The organism is Paenibacillus sp. M2 (assembly GCF_046713495.1).
GTDB lineage: Bacteria > Bacillota > Bacilli > Paenibacillales > Paenibacillaceae > Paenibacillus > Paenibacillus amylolyticus_B.
Genome location: NZ_CP169648.1, coordinates 2541759 through 2558852 on the forward strand (window position 1 = coordinate 2541759; position 17094 = coordinate 2558852).

19 protein-coding genes are annotated in these 17094 nt (G+C 45.1%); all 19 read left to right on the plus strand.

The genetic code is table 11. The features are described 5' to 3' along the window. Nucleotides 1–9: 9 nt before the first annotated feature. On the plus strand, nt 10–1452 hold the full coding sequence (locus ACETMN_RS11790; protein ID WP_091017282.1) for a chemotaxis response regulator protein-glutamate methylesterase: 1443 nt from the start codon (nt 10–12) through the stop codon (nt 1450–1452). Nucleotides 1453–1484: 32 nt separating this feature from the next. Next, entirely contained in the window at nt 1485–3557 is a 2073-nt protein-coding gene (locus ACETMN_RS11795) for a chemotaxis protein CheA (RefSeq protein ID WP_091017280.1), read from the plus strand. 41 nt (nt 3558–3598) lie between these two features. Next, nucleotides 3599–4060, plus strand: coding sequence for a chemotaxis protein CheW (locus ACETMN_RS11800; protein WP_036609340.1), 462 nt, complete (start codon nt 3599–3601; stop codon nt 4058–4060). Nucleotides 4061–4070: 10 nt separating this feature from the next. Further along, on the plus strand, nt 4071–4691 hold the full coding sequence (locus tag ACETMN_RS11805; protein ID WP_091017763.1) for a chemotaxis protein CheC: 621 nt from the start codon (nt 4071–4073) through the stop codon (nt 4689–4691). Further along, nucleotides 4684–5181, plus strand: a complete 498-nt coding sequence (locus tag ACETMN_RS11810) for a chemotaxis protein CheD (protein ID WP_017689162.1) — start codon at nt 4684–4686, stop codon at nt 5179–5181. Before ACETMN_RS11805 ends, ACETMN_RS11810 begins: the two co-directional genes overlap by 8 nt. A gap of 4 nt (nt 5182–5185) precedes the next feature. After that, nucleotides 5186–5629, plus strand: coding sequence for a hypothetical protein (locus ACETMN_RS11815; RefSeq protein WP_091017278.1), 444 nt, complete (start codon nt 5186–5188; stop codon nt 5627–5629). Between the two features lie 15 nt (nt 5630–5644). Next, nucleotides 5645–6433 (plus strand): FliA/WhiG family RNA polymerase sigma factor, encoded by a 789-nt coding sequence (locus tag ACETMN_RS11820; RefSeq protein ID WP_017689160.1) that lies wholly within the window; start codon nt 5645–5647, stop codon nt 6431–6433. A gap of 62 nt (nt 6434–6495) precedes the next feature. Continuing rightward, nucleotides 6496–7905: a DUF342 domain-containing protein gene (locus ACETMN_RS11825; protein ID WP_091017276.1), complete on the plus strand. Its 1410-nt coding sequence runs from the start codon at nt 6496–6498 to the stop codon at nt 7903–7905. A 52-nt stretch (nt 7906–7957) separates the two neighbouring features. Further along, nucleotides 7958–8272, plus strand: a complete 315-nt coding sequence (locus tag ACETMN_RS11830; RefSeq protein WP_036609332.1) for a hypothetical protein — start codon at nt 7958–7960, stop codon at nt 8270–8272. 65 nt (nt 8273–8337) lie between these two features. After that, a complete protein-coding gene (locus tag ACETMN_RS11835) occupies nt 8338–8922 on the plus strand; it encodes a hypothetical protein (protein ID WP_091017275.1) in 585 nt (194 codons plus the stop codon). 3 nt (nt 8923–8925) lie between these two features. After that, nucleotides 8926–9552 carry an endolytic transglycosylase MltG gene (locus ACETMN_RS11840; protein ID WP_091017273.1) on the plus strand — a complete coding sequence of 209 codons (627 nt, stop codon included), beginning with the start codon at nt 8926–8928 and terminating at the stop codon, nt 9550–9552. Nucleotides 9553–9846: 294 nt separating this feature from the next. After that, complete coding sequence (rpsB, locus tag ACETMN_RS11845) at nt 9847–10545, plus strand: 30S ribosomal protein S2 (RefSeq protein ID WP_047842496.1); 699 nt, start codon at nt 9847–9849, stop codon at nt 10543–10545. Between the two features lie 115 nt (nt 10546–10660). Next, nucleotides 10661–11311, plus strand: a complete 651-nt coding sequence (gene tsf / locus ACETMN_RS11850) for a translation elongation factor Ts (protein WP_036609326.1) — start codon at nt 10661–10663, stop codon at nt 11309–11311. Nucleotides 11312–11543: 232 nt separating this feature from the next. Beyond that, nucleotides 11544–12272 carry a UMP kinase gene (pyrH, locus tag ACETMN_RS11855; RefSeq protein WP_017689153.1) on the plus strand — a complete coding sequence of 243 codons (729 nt, stop codon included), beginning with the start codon at nt 11544–11546 and terminating at the stop codon, nt 12270–12272. Beyond that, the gene (frr, locus tag ACETMN_RS11860; RefSeq protein ID WP_017689152.1) at nt 12272–12826 is read left to right on the plus strand and encodes a ribosome recycling factor; all 555 of its coding nucleotides are present in this window, start codon (nt 12272–12274) and stop codon (nt 12824–12826) included. Before pyrH ends, frr begins: the two co-directional genes overlap by 1 nt. An 89-nt stretch (nt 12827–12915) precedes the next feature. Further along, nucleotides 12916–13683, plus strand: coding sequence for an isoprenyl transferase (locus ACETMN_RS11865; RefSeq protein ID WP_411736148.1), 768 nt, complete (start codon nt 12916–12918; stop codon nt 13681–13683). A 16-nt stretch (nt 13684–13699) separates the two neighbouring features. Beyond that, on the plus strand, nt 13700–14494 hold the full coding sequence (locus tag ACETMN_RS11870) for a phosphatidate cytidylyltransferase (protein ID WP_411736149.1): 795 nt from the start codon (nt 13700–13702) through the stop codon (nt 14492–14494). Nucleotides 14495–14564: 70 nt separating this feature from the next. Next, nucleotides 14565–15704, plus strand: coding sequence for a 1-deoxy-D-xylulose-5-phosphate reductoisomerase (locus tag ACETMN_RS11875; RefSeq protein ID WP_210107792.1), 1140 nt, complete (start codon nt 14565–14567; stop codon nt 15702–15704). Between the two features lie 113 nt (nt 15705–15817). Then, nucleotides 15818–17089 (plus strand): RIP metalloprotease RseP, encoded by a 1272-nt coding sequence (gene rseP / locus ACETMN_RS11880; protein WP_091017268.1) that lies wholly within the window; start codon nt 15818–15820, stop codon nt 17087–17089. Nucleotides 17090–17094 lie beyond the last annotated feature (5 nt).

Consider the following 17094-nt stretch of genomic DNA (forward strand, 5'->3'; position numbering starts at 1 on the left):
TGACACAACATGGCGGCGTATCAAGTATTGGTTGTCGATGATTCCGCTTTTATGCGTAAGATTGTTACGGATTTGATCCAAGCGGATCCGGAATTCAAGGTTACGGCAACGGCATCAAACGGTAGAGAAGCGATTCAAAAATCACTAGAATTGAAACCCGATATTATTACAATGGACGTTGAGATGCCCGAAATGAATGGGTTGGATGCATTAAAATCAATTATGAAGGAATCTTTCGTTCCTGTGATTATGCTCTCTGGTATCAATGAACAAGGCATGAAAGAAACCATTATGGCGCTTGAAGCTGGGGCATTTGACTTCATTCGCAAACCATCTATTTCACATGACCAGGATATTGCTCAAGTTGGTAAAGCCTTGGTTGAACGCATGCGAGCTGCGATGAATGAGATCAAAAGAAAAGCTGATCGTGAGTTATCCATGAAAAATAGAGACATGTTGCGAGGAGCAGTTGCTCCCCCAACTCAGCCATTGCAGAAAGAACTGCCGGCCAGGGATCGAGCGGAGCCCGTGAAAAAAACGATCGAATCTGTCGAGACGATTCAACGCTCTATTCGAGAGCGGACTGAAGCCTTTCAGGCCAAAGCAAAGAAACCCATTGAACCATTGTCACCTTCAAAACCAGATCGCGTAGAGAATAAACCGGAGCCTTTGCCAAAAGCTGAGCGTAATTTGGGGGCGAAGGCAGAAAAAGCAGTGAGGTCAGCTAATCCAGTACAGACTCCAAAGGAAGTTCGACTACCTAATGCAGCTAGAGTGGCAGCTGATCAAATAGCGGCAACTTCTGCCTCTGCAAAAGCCAAGGATGTAATCAAGCCTAATCCTGTTCCCAAAGGTGGAGGGGGGCTGGAAGGACCATTCAACAAACTTGTGGCAATAGGTTGTTCTACGGGTGGACCGAGGGCTCTCAAAACTTTGCTCGAGCAGTTGCCTGCTGATTTGCCTGCACCGGTCATTATTGTGCAGCATATGCCGCCCAATTTCACACGTTCTTTGGCTCAACGATTGAATACATTCAGTCCACTGCATGTGGTTGAAGCTGAAGATGGAATGGTTCTGAAAAAAGGAACCGCCTATATAGCACCCGGCGGATTCCATGTGAAAGTTAACAAAACAGCAGACGGGAAGTTTATTGTGAAGTTGACTGAAGACCAACCAGTGAATGGACATAGACCTTCAGTGGATACGATGTTTGAGTCACTTCTGCCGTTTACATCTTTACAAAGGCATCTTGTTTTGCTAACGGGAATGGGAAGTGATGGAGCACGTATGATGAAGAGATTATACGAAGCTGGAGTTACATCAACCTTTGCCGAGAATGAAGAAACATGTGTTGTATATGGTATGCCGCGCTCTGCTGTAGAGCTGCAATGCGTTCGTCATCTTCTGCCATTGCAGGAGATTGCTTCTAAACTTGTTCAAGCAGTGAAATAACGGAGTGTAACTCACGGAGGAGGTGCCTCACAATGGACATGAACCAATATTTATCCATGTTTATTGATGAGTCTAATGATCATCTGCAATCGCTTAACGAAAACATGCTTCAACTTGAAGGTAATCCGGAAGACCTGGGCATAGTTCAGGTTATATTCCGCTCTGCTCATACCTTGAAGGGTATGGCAGCAACTATGGGCTTTGAAGATTTGGCATCACTTACACATAAAATGGAAAATGTGTTGGATCTGGTTCGTAATGAGAAATTGAAAATGCAGGATTTCATTTTTGATACCATGTTCAAGAGTCTGGACGCTTTGGAAACCATGGTTCAGGATATTACCGAAGGTGGACAAGGTAAAGCAGATGTGTCGTCAATCGTAGCTTCACTTCAAGCCATTGAAAATGGTGAAATGACAAACGGAAATGGACCTGTTACAGAAACAAACAAGCCGGCTAACGCTTCAATCTCTTCGGCTGTGGAGCTGGATGAATTCCAATATTCAGTGCTGGATCAGTCGATCGCCGAAGGTCATCGTGTGTTCTACGTGGATGTGCTTGTTAGCGAGCATAGCCAGTTAAAAGGTGTACGGGCTTATATGGTCTTTGATATGCTGGAACGTTCGGGTGAAGTCGTTAAGGCTTACCCATCCGTTCAGGATATTGAGCAGGAGAAGTTTGAGCGCAGTTTCTCGTTGTATTACATAACAACTAAAGAGGCGCACGAACTGGAAGAAGGCATCATGAGTATCTCTGAGATTGAAAGTGCAAAGCTCATTCAACTGGATCAGGAGACTCTTCAGCAGATGGCTAATCAGGTAGCAGCTACAGTTGAAGCGCCACCCGCACCAACAGCTGTAGCTGAGGTTGCTTCGCCGGATAAGAATTCTGTATCCAAAGAAGATGCCACAACGGCACCAGCTAAAACAGCTGCACCGAAGCAAGCTGCTGCACCTTCACGTACCATTCGTGTGGATATTGAACGTCTCGACGTATTGATGAATCTGTTCAGTGAATTGTTGATTGACCGTTCACGTCTGGAGCAACTGGCGAGTGAGACAGGCAACAATGATTTATCCGATACAGTAGCTCATTTAAGTCGAGTTAGCACAGATTTGCAAAATATTGTACTGAAATTGCGGATGGTTCCGGTAGATACCGTATTTAATCGATTCCCGCGCATGATCCGTGATCTGGCTAAGACACTTGATAAAAAAATCGATCTGGTGATTACAGGTGCTGAGACGGAACTGGATCGCACGGTAATTGATGAGATTGGTGATCCGCTTGTGCATTTACTGCGTAACGCGGTTGACCATGGTGTGGAATCCATTGCAGAGCGTGTAGCTGCAGGTAAACCAGAGATGGGTACAGTAAACCTGCGTGCCTTCCACAGTGGAAATCACGTATTTATCGAGATTGAAGATGATGGTAAAGGTATCTATCGCGACAAGCTTTTGAAAACAGCGATCAAACGTGGTGTTGTTACCGAAGAACAAGGTGCCAAGATGAGTGATGATGAAGTGAATCAACTGTTGTTCGCACCTGGTTTTAGTACTGCTGATATTATCTCGGATATCTCTGGCCGGGGCGTTGGCTTGGATGTAGTAAAATCGAAGATCACTTCGCTTGGCGGTAATGTAACGATTCATTCTACTCCAGGCAAAGGCACGAACTTCTCTGTTCAGCTTCCGTTGACACTATCCATTATTGCTGCAATGCTTGTACGACTTGGTTCAGAGAAATATGCTGTTCCGTTGTCCTCCATTGTAGAGACGGCCATTGTACAACGTGAGCAAGTTCGTAATATTCACGGCAATAAAATGATCACGTTCCGTGAGTCACTGATTCCGTACTTGTCTTTGAGCGAAGTATTCTCTGTACCGGATTTCAATGACGCTGATGAGCAAGAAACAGAAATTGTCGTGATTCGTAAAGGCGACCGTCTTGCAGCCGTAGCTGTTGAAGAATTTATTGGACAAAGTGAGATTGTTCTCAAATCAATGGGAACCTATCTTCCTGCTATTGAAGGAATCTCTGGAGCAACCATTCTCGGAGATGGACAAGTAGCCCTGATTCTTGATCCTAATGCATTTATTAAATAAGCATAGAGCTAAGTCTTACATTTAATAGGGAGGTTTTTTACATGGAAGAAGAGTTGAAAGTCATCGTCTTTAAATTGGGTTCCGAAGAGTATGGTATTGAGGTAGACAAGGTTCAGACGATTGAGCGGATGATGCCAATTACCCGTGTTCCCAAGACACTTTCCTTTGTAAAAGGAGTTATTAATCTACGCGGTGTTGTAATTCCAGTCATTGATCTGCGCGGTCGTTTCTCCCTTCCGGAAACGGAATACACGGATCAGACTCGTATTGTTATCGTAGGTGTAGACGACATGCAAGTTGGCTTTATCGTAGATTCTGCCAATGATGTTATTGATATCAAGAGCAGTGCGATCGATAGCCCACCAGAAGTGGTTGGCGGCGTCAAAGCGAGATACCTGCGAGGTGTTGCTAAATTGGAGGATTCACGCTTGTTGATCATGCTCAACCTAAACGAAGTATTAAATAAAAGCGAGATTGTACAGCTGGAAAGTGTTGAGGGCTAGTACCGTGGAGATGTTCAACCGATTTGAGGTATTCCAGATGGATGTGCTCAAAGAGGTCGGTAACATTGGAGCAGGCAACGCCGCAACGGCGTTGTCTCAACTCCTCAACAGACCGATTGACATGGGTGTACCTACAGTACAAATGCTCCCTTTTGAAGAAGTTGCCGAAAAAGTGGGCGGAGATGAACGCATCGTGGTTACCGTGTTTCTTCGTGTAGAAGGCGAAGCACCGGGAAATCTTTTCTTTATGATGACACCAGAGGCTGCTAAAATGTTGTTGAATAGACTTGCCGGGTTTGATCTGAAAGAAGGACTCGATTTTACAGATATGGAACAATCAGCGCTTTCCGAGATTGGAAATATTTTGGCTGGATCCTATCTTTCTTCTCTGGCAGATTTCACGAAGTTGTCTATGTATCCAACTGTCCCTGGACTTGCCATCGACATGGCAGGTGCCATTCTAAGTTATGGCTTGCTGCAATTTGGCGAGATGGGTGACGCTGCATTGTTGATTGACACATCTTTCTTTGAAGGTGAAGATCAAGTTGAGGGTCAGTTTTTCCTCATTCCGGATCCACCATCCTTTGCAAAGATATTTGAATCGCTAGGGGTGCCACTGAGCCATGATTGAGGACAAAAGCGTCGTTAAAGTCGGTATGGCGGATTTAAACATCGCTCATCTTCCTGGTGTAATCCGTACGACTGGCTTGGGTTCGTGTGTGGGATTAACAATGTATGACCCACATTTGAAGCTGGCTGGAATGGCGCATGTCATGCTTCCTACTTCAGAGATCGCCCGTGAAGGGAAACTGAACACTGCGAAATATGCGGATACGGCGTTGCCTGAGCTTTTGGAAAAGATGATTAAACTGGGCGCTTCACACTCACGTATTGTGTCTAAAATGGCCGGAGGCTCTCAGATGTTTGCCTTTGCTGGCGCTGGAGATACAATGCGTATTGGACCAAGGAATGCAGATTCTTGTCGAGAGTGGCTTCAAAAACTCAATATCCCTCTTCTAGCAGAAGATACGGGTGGGAATTATGGACGAACGATTGAGATGGATTGTGAAACTGGACTTTTGACTATTCGAAGCGTACAAATGGGTGTAAAGGAACTATAAGACTATGATAGGAAACTACCGCATTAATCTTGGAGCAGGCATCGTTGGGTTTATTCTTACTTTTTTTGTAGCATACAGCAGCAATGTGCTGATGACCAGTTTAATTCGCGGATTGATCGGATTCGTAGCCTGGTTTGTCCTTGCATATGGTTTACGCTGGGGATTGGGATTGCTGCTGAACCCTCAGATCGAGGGAAATGGGTATGGTTATGATTCACCAAGTGCTCAAGATCAAAGAGGTTCACAGGTGGACATTAAAATCGAAGACGATGGACAAGAGCTGAATGATTTGCTCAAGAATGGACAGAACGCTTCATCTGGGGACGATCTTCCGCCATCTGAGACGAAAGCTCCAACGGGATTCGCCCCTTTGGATCCGCCTAAACTTGTCCGGACCAAGGATCCGGAGGAATTGGCGCAGGCCGTTCGTCACCTGACAGACAAATAAGGAGGGTGAAAGCAATTGAACGAGCGTAAAGCTTCACATTTGAACCATTCTGATCTGTGGGAAAAGTGGAAAGAACATGGAGATCTTGAAGCCAAGAAAACTTTGATTGAAAAGTATCTTCATATTGTAAATTATGTATCCGGTCGACTGGCTGTTGGTTTGCCCAAAAATGTTCCCAAGGATGACTTGGAAAGCAATGGAGTTATGGGTTTAATTGATGCATTGGAGAAGTTCGACTATGAACGTGGTCTGCAATTTGAAACTTATGCATCATGGAGGGTCCGCGGAGCCATTCTTGACGGTCTGCGTCAAGGTGATTGGGTTCCGCGTTCTGTGCGTGAGAAGGCCAAGCGAATTGAAGACGCCTATCAACAGCTGGAACAAAGTTATCTCAGGTCTGTTAGTGATGAGGAAATGAGCGAGTACTTGGACGTATCCACTAAAGATTTTCAACATATGCTTCAGGAAGTGGCAGTCATGTCACTTTGCTCGCTGGAGGATCCAATTCGTGAAGAAGAGTCTGAGACTCGTCTGTCTTTGATGGTGGATGAGAAAGCCAAAAATCCGGATTATAAAGTGAATGAGTTTTATTTGAAGGAAGCTTTGGTGCAAGGGCTTGACAAGTTGACGGTAAAAGAGAGAACGGTTGTTTCACTATTGTATTACGAAGATCTTTCTCTTAGTGAAATTGCTGAGGTTATGTCCCTTTCTCCGTCTCGTATATCCCAGTTACATTCCAAGGCAATATTACGATTACGCGGCACGTTGGACAAACAGAAAGATTTGTTGATGCGTAAAGATTAATAGAGAGAAGTAATATCATTGGAGTTTGGGGAGTGGAAAGTCTAAAAGGGGGAAGAATTGCGGTGACACAGCGGACTGCTTTGGAACAATGTTTAAACATTGTTTTATCGGACGACAAATGCACAGCCTACCTTGAATTTTCCAAAGAGGAAGAAGGCTTTGCCTGCACGATTGATGAACTTGAACAATTTGTGGCGGACAAGGGCATCAGACAAGGTGTATCGCGAGAGGCATTATTACTTTTTGTGAGCAACCCTGAAACCTATTTAAAAGATAAATACAAGATTGCCGAAGGTATCGCTCCCATTCAGGGAACAGATGGATTCATCAAGATTCTGGTTGGAATGGACGATACGAACGAACGACGACCGCTCGAATCGGAAGATGGAACCGTCGATTACAAAGAAGTGACCCGGTTAAACAATGTCCGTAGTGGTCAGATCATTGCAGAGCGGATCGCTCCTAGCGATGGCATATCCGGCAGGGCAGTAACGGGTGAGGAAATTCCTTATCGTCCGGGAAAAGAAGCTCGGTTTAAAGTTGGGAAAAACGTTGTGATTAACCCGGATGGCTCTGCGATGTATGCTGCACTGGATGGGCTGGTTACCAAAACGGACGGTAACAAACTGAATGTGTTTCCGGTCTATGAAGTCAATGGTGATGTTGACTACAATAACGGTAATATCGACTTTGTAGGCACAGTTGTCATACGAGGCAATGTACTTACCGGATTTAAAGTAAAAGCAGCAGGTGACATTCGTGTCGTCGGAGGTGTCGAAGGAGCTGAACTGGAAGCAGGCGGCTCAATCGAAATTACCGGTGGTATTATTGGTTATAACAAAGGACTGGTACAAGCAGGCCATAATGTTAAATGTACTTTCATTCAAGAAGGCAACGTAGATGCCGGTGAAGATGTTCTGGTTTCCCAAAGTATTATGCATTCCAATATTCGTGCTGGCCACGGTGTCATCTGTGCGGGAACCAAGGGTCTTATTGTTGGTGGCTCGATCCAGGCTGGTCAGAACGTCTCAGCGCGTGTTGTGGGCAACAGCATGTCCACGGTCACTTCCATTGAAGTTGGTGTGCTACCAAAGTTGCGTAATGAACTCAATGATTTGCGCAAGGAAGTCAGAGAGCAGATGGATTCCTTGGACAAAACGAAGAAAGCTTTGACATTGCTGGATCAATTGGCTGCCGCTGGACAACTAACTCCAGATAAGATGTCGATGCGAATCAAGCTGAATGCTACGCAGAAATCTGCTCTTCGTATAAGTGAAGAAACGAAAATGCGTATCTTTGAAATTGAAAAGGCACTTGAAGATACAAGTAAGGCTCGTGTTGATATTCTGAAGATGATTTATGGAGGCTCTAAAATAGTTATCGGCAGATACACGAAATTTATTAAAGATCCAGTGAGTCGAATTTCATTTTATTATCACGATGGTGATATTACGATGGTTCCATACGTTTAAGTACAGCATTCAGGCACAGGAAGAAATCCATTCGAAACCGTGAGGTGAGCGTATGAGTTTCAAAGCAGTGGAGTTGCAGATTGCGGTACCACGAACAAGTGAAGCGGGACGTTATCAAAGTGAAGCCCAACAGCGACCAATTACGGATCAGAATCTTTTGGCAGAGCAAACGTCGAAAGAAGCAAATGAAGCAAGGCAACGAAGTGAAGCAATGGACGAAACTTCACAGACTTCGGTGCGTGATGGTCATAACCATGATGGGGATCAGCAGAGTGGTTCCGATGGACAGGAGACTGCTCAGGCTCAAGAAACTGTCAAACCTGCAGAGCACCCGTACAAAGGTAAACATATAGATTTGTCATTGTAATAGATGGTTGTTATAGACATGAAGCCTTGCGCACCGATGGTTGAATCAGAAGGAGAGAACCCAATTTGTCACCATGGATCATTATTGTCATATTAGGGGGCTGCGCCATCGCCTACGCTTATATTATGCCTCGGAAAAACAAGGCGCAAGAGCCCGGGCATCAATTGGTGCAGGAGATGGAATCTACGCTTGAACATTACATGACCGAGATCGAAAATGATAATGATGCTCTTATTCAACGTGTGGCTGAAATGAAGGGAGAAGCGACAGCAGCAGATCAACGTATGCAATTGCAACTTCAGGAATTACAGCAGCGGTTGGATCAGCTGGAACAGAGCAAAAAGAACGAACCTGTCGCATCAACTGTGCCACACTTAGGTAATGTACCTGTGCAAGCTTCCGAAGGTTTGCAAGCTCAAGCGCTCGTGAAAAGTGTACAAGCAGAGGCGGCCCAGCAGGCGTTAGAAGCAGACCTACAGATCAGCAAGGTCGAAACTTTGCCTGAGCGTGAATCGATTAAAGATAGATACCCAGAACTCTTTAATTTACATGCTGAGGGTAAATCGATGGATGCCATATCCAAGCAGACAGGCATTCAGCGTGGTGAGGTACAGTTAATACTTCAATTGGCAGAACGGGAGGAAAGCTAAGTCATGGACAAGCGATCCTTATGGATTGGTCTGGGGAGCGGCATGATTATTGGTGCAGTTTTGCTTCAACTGGCCACAGTCGGACAAAATGCATTATCGGATAGTAATCTGGCCCCTGAGCAGACTGCCAATATGACCAAAGAACAGCTTGAAACAGCGGCGAAAAGCCTGGATATGAAGGTGGTCGGTTCTGAAGAGGAATTGTACACAGAAGCAGAGTGGGTGGCGAAGAAAAAGCAGGAGAGCAGTGAGTTGCAAGGGGAAACAGCAACACCACCTGAGACAGTAACCTCTACGGAAACACCTGCAGAGCCTGAGAAGCCACAAGAGCCTACTGCAAGTGAAGTTAAAGGGCAGAAAGAGATAACTGAGCCGAAGACAACAGAACCTGTAACGCCGAGCAATCCGAAAGGCGCAACAGTATCATTCAAAGTACGTTCAGGCAATAGCCTTGCGATCGTTGCAGCAAACCTAAAAACCGCGGGAATCGTAGATGATGCTCAAGCATTCATAAAGGCTGGCAAGGCTGAGCGAATCAATACCAAAATCCAGGTGGGTACCTATACGCTTGAAAAAGGCGAAAGCTTCAAATCCATTATCGCAAAAATTACGAAAGAACCGTCAAACTGAGCATGCTCGGACAGGACGGTTTTTGCGTATTAAACGATACATTTTCAAAGCTTGATAATAATTAGCTCTGAGTTACATATCAAGTTTAAATGATTCGATACTAGCAAAAAATGAAAAGTAGATTTTAGCTTCAAAGACTGTTGCATCGGACAGTCAGTTATGCTATATTAGATAACGGTGTTAAAACACACGCATGTGCTAATTTTGTTGAGGGTGCTTTCCTTATGGAGAGTCTTGGCGAAAAATGATGCCGGCGGAGGACACAATAAAAACCATATTAGGAGGTGTGTGAAGATGGCAGTAATCTCCATGAAGCAGCTTCTCGAAGCTGGGGTACACTTCGGTCACCAAACTCGTCGTTGGAACCCAAAAATGGATCGTTATATCTTCACTGAAAGAAACGGAATTTATATCATCGACTTGCAAAAGACGGTGAAAAAAGTCGAAGAGGCTTACAACTTCGTTAAAGGAATCGCAGGAGAGAATGGTACAATTCTTTTCGTGGGTACTAAGAAACAAGCTCAAGATTCCGTTAAAGAAGAAGCTGAACGTGCTGGTCAATTTTACATTAACCAACGCTGGCTTGGCGGTACCCTGACTAACTTCCAAACTATTCAAAAACGTATTGATCGTTTGAAACAGTTGGAAGCTTGGGAAGAAGACGGTACATTCGCTGTATTGCCTAAAAAAGAAGTTATCTTGCTTCGCAAAGAAAAAGATCGTCTGGAGAAATTCTTGGGCGGTATTAAAAATATGAAAGGCCTGCCAAGCGCCCTGTTCATCATCGATCCACGCAAAGAGCGTATCGCTGTTGCGGAAGCTCGCAAATTGGGTATCCCAATTGTTGGTATCGTTGATACTAACTGCGATCCGGATGAGATCGATTATGTTATCCCAGGTAATGACGACGCGATCCGCGCTGTTAAATTGCTGACAGGTAAAATGGCTGATGCTGTAATCGAAGCTAACCAAGGCGAAGAAACTTCCGCTTAATAGATTCGAACATATGTTATAAACTAAATGAAAAGGGTGGTTGGCAGGTGGATAACCTCTCACTGCCCTTTTTTTAGAGTGTACGTACAATACTTAATGTTGGAGGGAATTTATAATGGCAGTTAATGCGAGTGCAGTAAAAGAACTTCGCGAAAGAACGGGCGCTGGTATGCTCGATTGCAAAAAAGCACTGGAAGAAGCAAACGGTGATGTAACAAAAGCAGCTGAATTGTTGCGTGAGAAAGGTCTTTCTGCAGCAGCAAGCAAAGCAGGCCGTGCAGCAACTGAAGGCGTTGTTGAATCTTACATCCACGCTGGTGGACGTATTGGTGTCTTGGTTGAAGTTAACTGTGAAACAGACTTCGTTGGTAAAACGGATCAATTTAAGGATTTCGTTAAAGATGTAGCTATGCAAATTGCTGCAGCTAATCCTAAATTCGTTACACGCGAAGAAGTTCCTGCAGATGAGCTGGAAAAAGAAAAAGAAATCCTGAAAGCTCAAGCTCTTAACGAAGGCAAACCAGAAAAAATCATTGAAAAAATGGTTGAAGGCCGTATCGGTAAATACTACGAAGAGTACTGCCTGCTGGAACAAACTTTCGTTAAAGATCCAGACAAAACGATCTCTCAATTGCTGAACGAAAAAATCAGCCAAATTGGTGAAAACATCTCCATCCGTCGTTTCGTTCGTTACGAACTGGGTGAAGGTCTAGAGAAAAAAGTAGACAACTTCGTAGAAGAAGTAATGTCCCAAGTAAACAAATAAGACGGTTTCTATAAACCGGCGAGCAGAATTGATTTTCGAAGATATAAGAATGATGAAACTTCGAAGCGTAAACTCCCTTATATCTCAGGAAAACAATGCCTTACCGGTTAAACGTTTTTCCTAAAAGAGCGGAACACAACTGTGTTCCTTTCTTTTTAAGCAGGAGGCCATGCGCGAGAAGTTTTGTTGGTTGAACACCAAGCGTGTTCGATTCAAAGTGGAGGGTGAATAATTGGAACAGCCAGTATTTAAACGTGTTGTCTTAAAGGTCAGCGGAGAATCTCTTTCCGGTCAAAACGGCTACGGTATTGATGCGGATACGATCTCGTCGATTGCCCAACAGGTAAAAGAGGTTGTTGCACTTGGTGTACAGGTTGCTATTGTATGTGGCGGCGGAAACATCTGGCGTGGAATTGCCGGTAGTGAAAACGGCATCGATCGTGCAACTGCCGATTATATGGGTATGCTGGCGACAGTAATGAACTCGCTGGCACTGCAGGATGCTTTGGAACAGATTGAAGTGCCTACGCGTGTACAGACATCTATTGCAATGCAACAGATTGCAGAGCCTTATATTCGTCGTAGAGCTATTCGCCATCTGGAGAAAGGCCGGGTCGTTATTTTTGCAGCAGGTACAGGTAACCCGTTCTTTTCCACGGATACAACAGCAGCACTGCGCGCAGCGGAGATTGAAGCAGAAGTTATCTTGATGGCCAAAAATAAAGTTGATGGTGTATACTCAGCAGATCCGTTTAAGGACAGTACAGCTGTGAAATTTGATCAGTTGACTTACATGGATATTCTTAACAAAGACCTTGGTGTAATGGATTCGACGGCATCCTCGCTTTGTAAGGACAACAACATCCCGTTGATCGTATTTGCCATTACTGAACAAGGTAACATCAAACGTGTTGTTCTGGGCGAACGTATCGGAACAATCGTTAAAGGGAGTGTAGATTAATGCCACAAGCGGTTAAACAACATGCCGAAGAGCGTATGGAAAAAGCAATTCAAGCATTGCGTCGTGACCTGGCTACTTTGCGTGCAGGCCGCGCAACTCCAGCTCTTCTGGACCGAATTCAGGTAGAGTATTATGGAGCAATGACGCCATTGAATCAACTCGCTAATATCAGTACTCCGGATTCCCGTACACTGATGATTCAGCCTTGGGACAAATCCTCCATGGGTGACATCGAGCGTGCCATCATGAAATCGGATCTGGGTCTTACTCCAGCCAATGATGGGAGCATGATCCGTTTGTCTATTCCGGCATTGACGGAAGAACGTAGAGCGGAACTTGTTAAGCTGACGAAGAAGTTCGGTGAAGAAGGTAAAGTAGCGATTCGTAACATTCGCCGTGATGCGAATGATGACATCAAGAAAATGGAAAAGTCAGATATTTCCGAGGATGAATCCCGGAGACATCAGGATGATATCCAAAAATCGACCGACAAGTTTATTGCTGAAGTCGATAAGGTACTCGCTGCCAAAGAAAAAGAAATTATGGAAGTGTAAGACAAGCGCAGCCCCTCCAATACGGTGGGGTTTTGTCTCTTTTTCCAAGCTTCAGATAAAGAAACTTCAGGGATTTTGGAGGAACAGGAATGATCAAACGGGTTCGGTCGTGGTGGAATGGGGCTGACAAGCAGGAAACGCTGACTATATCCGAGGACAATATCCCGCAGCACGTCGCCATCATCATGGACGGCAATGGACGATGGGCCAAACGTTTGGGACTCCCGCGTATAGCCGGGCACCAAAATGGCATGAAGGCGGTCAAACGTGCGACCATCGCGGCGGATGAACTGGGCATCAAATATCTGACGATGTACGCTTTTTCGACAGAAAACTGGACGCGTCCAAAAGAAGAAGTGGATTTTCTGATGCGACTTCCGCAAGAATTTCTGGCTATAGAGCTGGATGAACTTATAGAAAAAAATGTGCGCATTCGCATGATGGGGCAAGAGGAACATTTACCTTCTCATACCATCAATGCCTTGCGGGAAGCCATTCGTCTTACGGAACATAATACAGGTCTCGTTTTGAACTTTGCAATGAACTATGGAAGTCGTCGTGAAATGACGAACTGTGTTAAACAGATCGCTCTGCAGGTGAAATCGGGGGAACTATCGGCAGAGGACATAACACCTGAACTCATTGATAGACATATGCTGACGGTTGACATGCCTGATCCGGATCTGCTGATCCGGACGAGCGGAGAGTTGAGATTAAGCAACTTTATGCTTTGGCAGCTTGCATATAGTGAATTATGGTTTACGGATATATACTGGCCCGAATTTGGCAAAAAGCATTTGCTTGAAGCAGTAGCCGAATATCAGCGCAGAACAAGGCGTTACGGCGGTTTGAAATAGATGGAGGATGAAGCCGTTGAAACAGCGATTAACGACAGGAATCATAGCAGGTGTGTTGTTTTTAGGTTTTTGCATGCTGGGCGGACCCTGGTACCATGGTTTGGTATTGCTTATGGCTCTCATCGGTTATTATGAATTTGTTAAAATGACCGGGGTGATGCCTTTTTCAGGTGTGGCCCTGATTGGATATGCTGGTGTTTTTGCCATTGTGTTTCCTTGGGAAATGCTGTGGGAGGCAAGACCGCTATCCTTATTTCAGGTCATTTGGATAGTAATGCTTGTACTGATGACAGCTTCGGTTGTTACTAAAAATAAGGTTTCCGTGAATACAGTGGCCATGCTTTTCCTCGGCGTGTTGTATATAGGGATCGGTTTCTATTACATTGCAGAATCCAGACATCTGCTTCATGGGTTGTTCTGGACGTTCCTGTTGCTGGGTTCCATATGGGCCAGTGATGCAGGAGCTTATTTTGTAGGGAAACTCATTGGTAAAAACAAACTGTGGCCTTCCATCAGTCCAAACAAGACTATAGAGGGCGCACTGGGTGGCATCGTAATTGCAATTGTTACTTCTGTCATTTTTGCATTAGTATCAGATGGTTTGCTTTCCTGGCAGAGAGCGATTGTAATCGGAATTGCCTGTGCAGTTGTAGGTCAAATGGGTGACTTGATCCAGTCTGCATACAAACGTGTATATAATATCAAGGATTCAGGCAGTCTTCTCCCTGGGCATGGAGGCATTCTTGATCGGTGCGACAGCTGGATTGTTGTTTTTCCATTCGTACATATACTAATGCTACTGCCCTACTAAAGAAGAACATGAGTCTGAGATAACAGCATTGTTCGCCGTAGGCATTGGATAATTAAAGATGAGGTGCAGCATGAAAAAAATTGCGATTCTCGGGTCAACCGGTTCCATTGGAACCCAGACACTGGATGTAGTTGACATGCATCCAGAACTCTTTAAAGTGGAGGGACTGGCTGCCGGAGGCAATACAGACCTGCTGATCGAACAAACCAAACGTTACCGGCCGAAGAAGGTATCGGTGGGGTCTAAAGAACTGGCGGAGAAGGTAGCTCCACATTTGCCAGCAGGAACGCAACTATTTTATGGCAACGAAGGACTCGTAGAAGTTGCGGCAGGAACCGATGCACATACGGTTGTTACAGCGGTGGTGGGCAGTGTCGGATTGGAGTCAACGCTTGCTGCCATAGACGCAGGCAAACAGATCGGACTGGCCAACAAGGAGACATTGATTACAGCCGGGCATATCGTTACGACAAGAGCGGCTGCCAAAGGAGTCTCTTTACTGCCCGTTGATAGTGAGCACTCTGCCATTTTCCAATGCTTAAATGGTGAAAACAGAGAACGCCTGACAGGCATCACGCTCACCGCTTCAGGTGGATCATTCCGTGATCTTACCCGTGAACAGTTGAAGAACGTGACTATAGAGGATGCGCTTAAACATCCGAATTGGTCAATGGGCTCCAAAATCACGATAGACTCGGCAACGATGGTTAACAAGGGACTTGAGGTCATTGAAGCACATTGGTTATTTGGTCTTCGATATGATCAGATTAATGTATTGCTTCACCCGGAGAGTGTTATTCATTCATATGTGGAATTTGATGACACAAGCATCATCGCACAACTGGGGAATCCGGATATGCGAGTTCCAATTCAATATGCACTGACTTACCCTGACCGCTTGCCATCACCGGCACAGCGTCTGTCTCTTGCTCAAGCTGGGAAATTACATTTCCGTGAGATGGATATGGAACGGTTCCCGTGTTTAAGAATGGCGTATGAGTGTGGTAAAATGGGAGGAACCGCAACAACGGCGTTTAATGCAGCCAACGAGGTTGCTGTAGCCCGTTTCTTGCGTAAAGAGATTTCATTCCTTAAAATAGAAGATATTATTGCTTTTGTGCTGGAAGCACACCACAATGTGGACGAGCCTGATCTGCAGGAGATCGCACGTTGTGATCAGGAGAGCCGTAAGCTTGCGGCCAGTCTGTAATCTCTTTTTTCATAACAAATTGGAAGAAGTGATTCTCTTGTGCGGCATCAGAGAATAATGATAATCTAGAGGGACAGACTGCGGTATGTGCCGTGAAGGAGGATGGATAGGGATTGGAAACCATACAAGTGGTATTTCTAACGGTGCTCATGTTCTTTGTCATCGTGACGGTTCATGAATGGGGGCATTATTATTTTGCCAAACGTGCCGGTATTCTTGTACGGGAGTTTGCGATCGGTTTTGGTCCCAAATTGTTCTCATATAAAAGAAACGAGACCCAGTTTACATTGCGTTTGTTGCCTTTTGGTGGATATGCACGGATGGCAGGAGAAGATCCGGAACTGGTAGAGATCCAGGAAGGACAGACCATTGCGGTAAGATCAGCGGATGACCAGGTGAAGATGATCTATCTGGACCAGCTGGATAACCGTAAAAATGTAATACGTGGTGAAGTCATCTCCATTGATATGGAGAGAGCGTTGAAGCTTCAACTCGATGTAGATGGAGAGATTCAGGAGTATCGTATACATCCCCAAGCGATGTTGGTAAGTCGTGGTAAACAAACGCAGATTGCACCGAAAGATCGTCAATTCGGCAGCAAAACCGTTGGACAGCGTGCATTAGCTATTTTTGCGGGCCCACTCATGAACTTTATCTTGGCCTTTGTGCTGTTTGCTGTATATGCGCAGATGGCAGGAGTTCCGGTGGAAAACCCGAAGAATCTTGAAATTGGTGAAGTGCTTGAAGGTGGGGCAGCTGATCAGGCGAACCTGCAAAAGGGCGATATTATCGAAACCATCAATGGTACTGCAATTGGTACGGATTCACAAAAAATGGTGTCCATGATTGCCGATTCCAAAGACAAGCCGATGGAATGGACGCTGCGCCGGGGTTCGGATACGTTTAATATAACGATTACTCCACGCGCTGTAGAAGGACAAGAGGGCGGTAAAGTGGGAATCGTACCTACGTTACCAACCCGATCTGTTGGATTTGTAGAGACATTTAAAGTTTCAGGCGTGGCCATGGTTGATACAACCAAAATAATATTTGAAGGTTTTAAACATTTGATCAATCAGTTCAACATGGATGATATTGGTGGCCCAGTTCGTACATTTGAAGTGACAGGGCAAATTGCTAAACAAGGGATTGAACAGTTAACGAGATGGGCAGCAATTCTGAGTCTGTACCTTGGGATTTTTAACCTGCTACCAATACCTGCACTGGACGGCAGCCGTCTGGTATTTTTGGGAATTGAAGCGCTGCGCGGCAGACCTGTTGATCCCAATCGCGAAGGCATGGTGCATTTCATCGGATTTGCGATGTTGTTTGTGTTGATGCTGGCAGTAACTTACAATGATATATTACGTTTAATTAACGGATAATTACG

Excerpts from the sequence above, each read along its gene's own strand:
- tsf (WP_036609326.1), top strand. The coding sequence starts at position 10,661 with ATGGCAGTTAATGCGAGTGCAGTAAAAGAACTTCGCGAAAGAACGGGC.
- rpsB (WP_047842496.1), top strand. The coding sequence starts at position 9,847 with ATGGCAGTAATCTCCATGAAGCAGCTTCTCGAAGCTGGGGTACACTTC.
- ACETMN_RS11815 (WP_091017278.1), top strand. The coding sequence starts at position 5,186 with ATGATAGGAAACTACCGCATTAATCTTGGAGCAGGCATCGTTGGGTTT.
- ACETMN_RS11830 (WP_036609332.1), top strand. The coding sequence starts at position 7,958 with ATGAGTTTCAAAGCAGTGGAGTTGCAGATTGCGGTACCACGAACAAGT.
- frr (WP_017689152.1), top strand. The coding sequence starts at position 12,272 with ATGCCACAAGCGGTTAAACAACATGCCGAAGAGCGTATGGAAAAAGCA.
- ACETMN_RS11800 (WP_036609340.1), top strand. The coding sequence starts at position 3,599 with ATGGAAGAAGAGTTGAAAGTCATCGTCTTTAAATTGGGTTCCGAAGAG.
- ACETMN_RS11840 (WP_091017273.1), top strand. The coding sequence starts at position 8,926 with ATGGACAAGCGATCCTTATGGATTGGTCTGGGGAGCGGCATGATTATT.
- ACETMN_RS11805 (WP_091017763.1), top strand. The coding sequence starts at position 4,071 with ATGTTCAACCGATTTGAGGTATTCCAGATGGATGTGCTCAAAGAGGTC.
- ACETMN_RS11790 (WP_091017282.1), top strand. The coding sequence starts at position 10 with ATGGCGGCGTATCAAGTATTGGTTGTCGATGATTCCGCTTTTATGCGT.
- ACETMN_RS11795 (WP_091017280.1), top strand. The coding sequence starts at position 1,485 with ATGGACATGAACCAATATTTATCCATGTTTATTGATGAGTCTAATGAT.
- ACETMN_RS11810 (WP_017689162.1), top strand. The coding sequence starts at position 4,684 with ATGATTGAGGACAAAAGCGTCGTTAAAGTCGGTATGGCGGATTTAAAC.
- ACETMN_RS11875 (WP_210107792.1), top strand. The coding sequence starts at position 14,565 with ATGAAAAAAATTGCGATTCTCGGGTCAACCGGTTCCATTGGAACCCAG.
- ACETMN_RS11865 (WP_411736148.1), top strand. The coding sequence starts at position 12,916 with ATGATCAAACGGGTTCGGTCGTGGTGGAATGGGGCTGACAAGCAGGAA.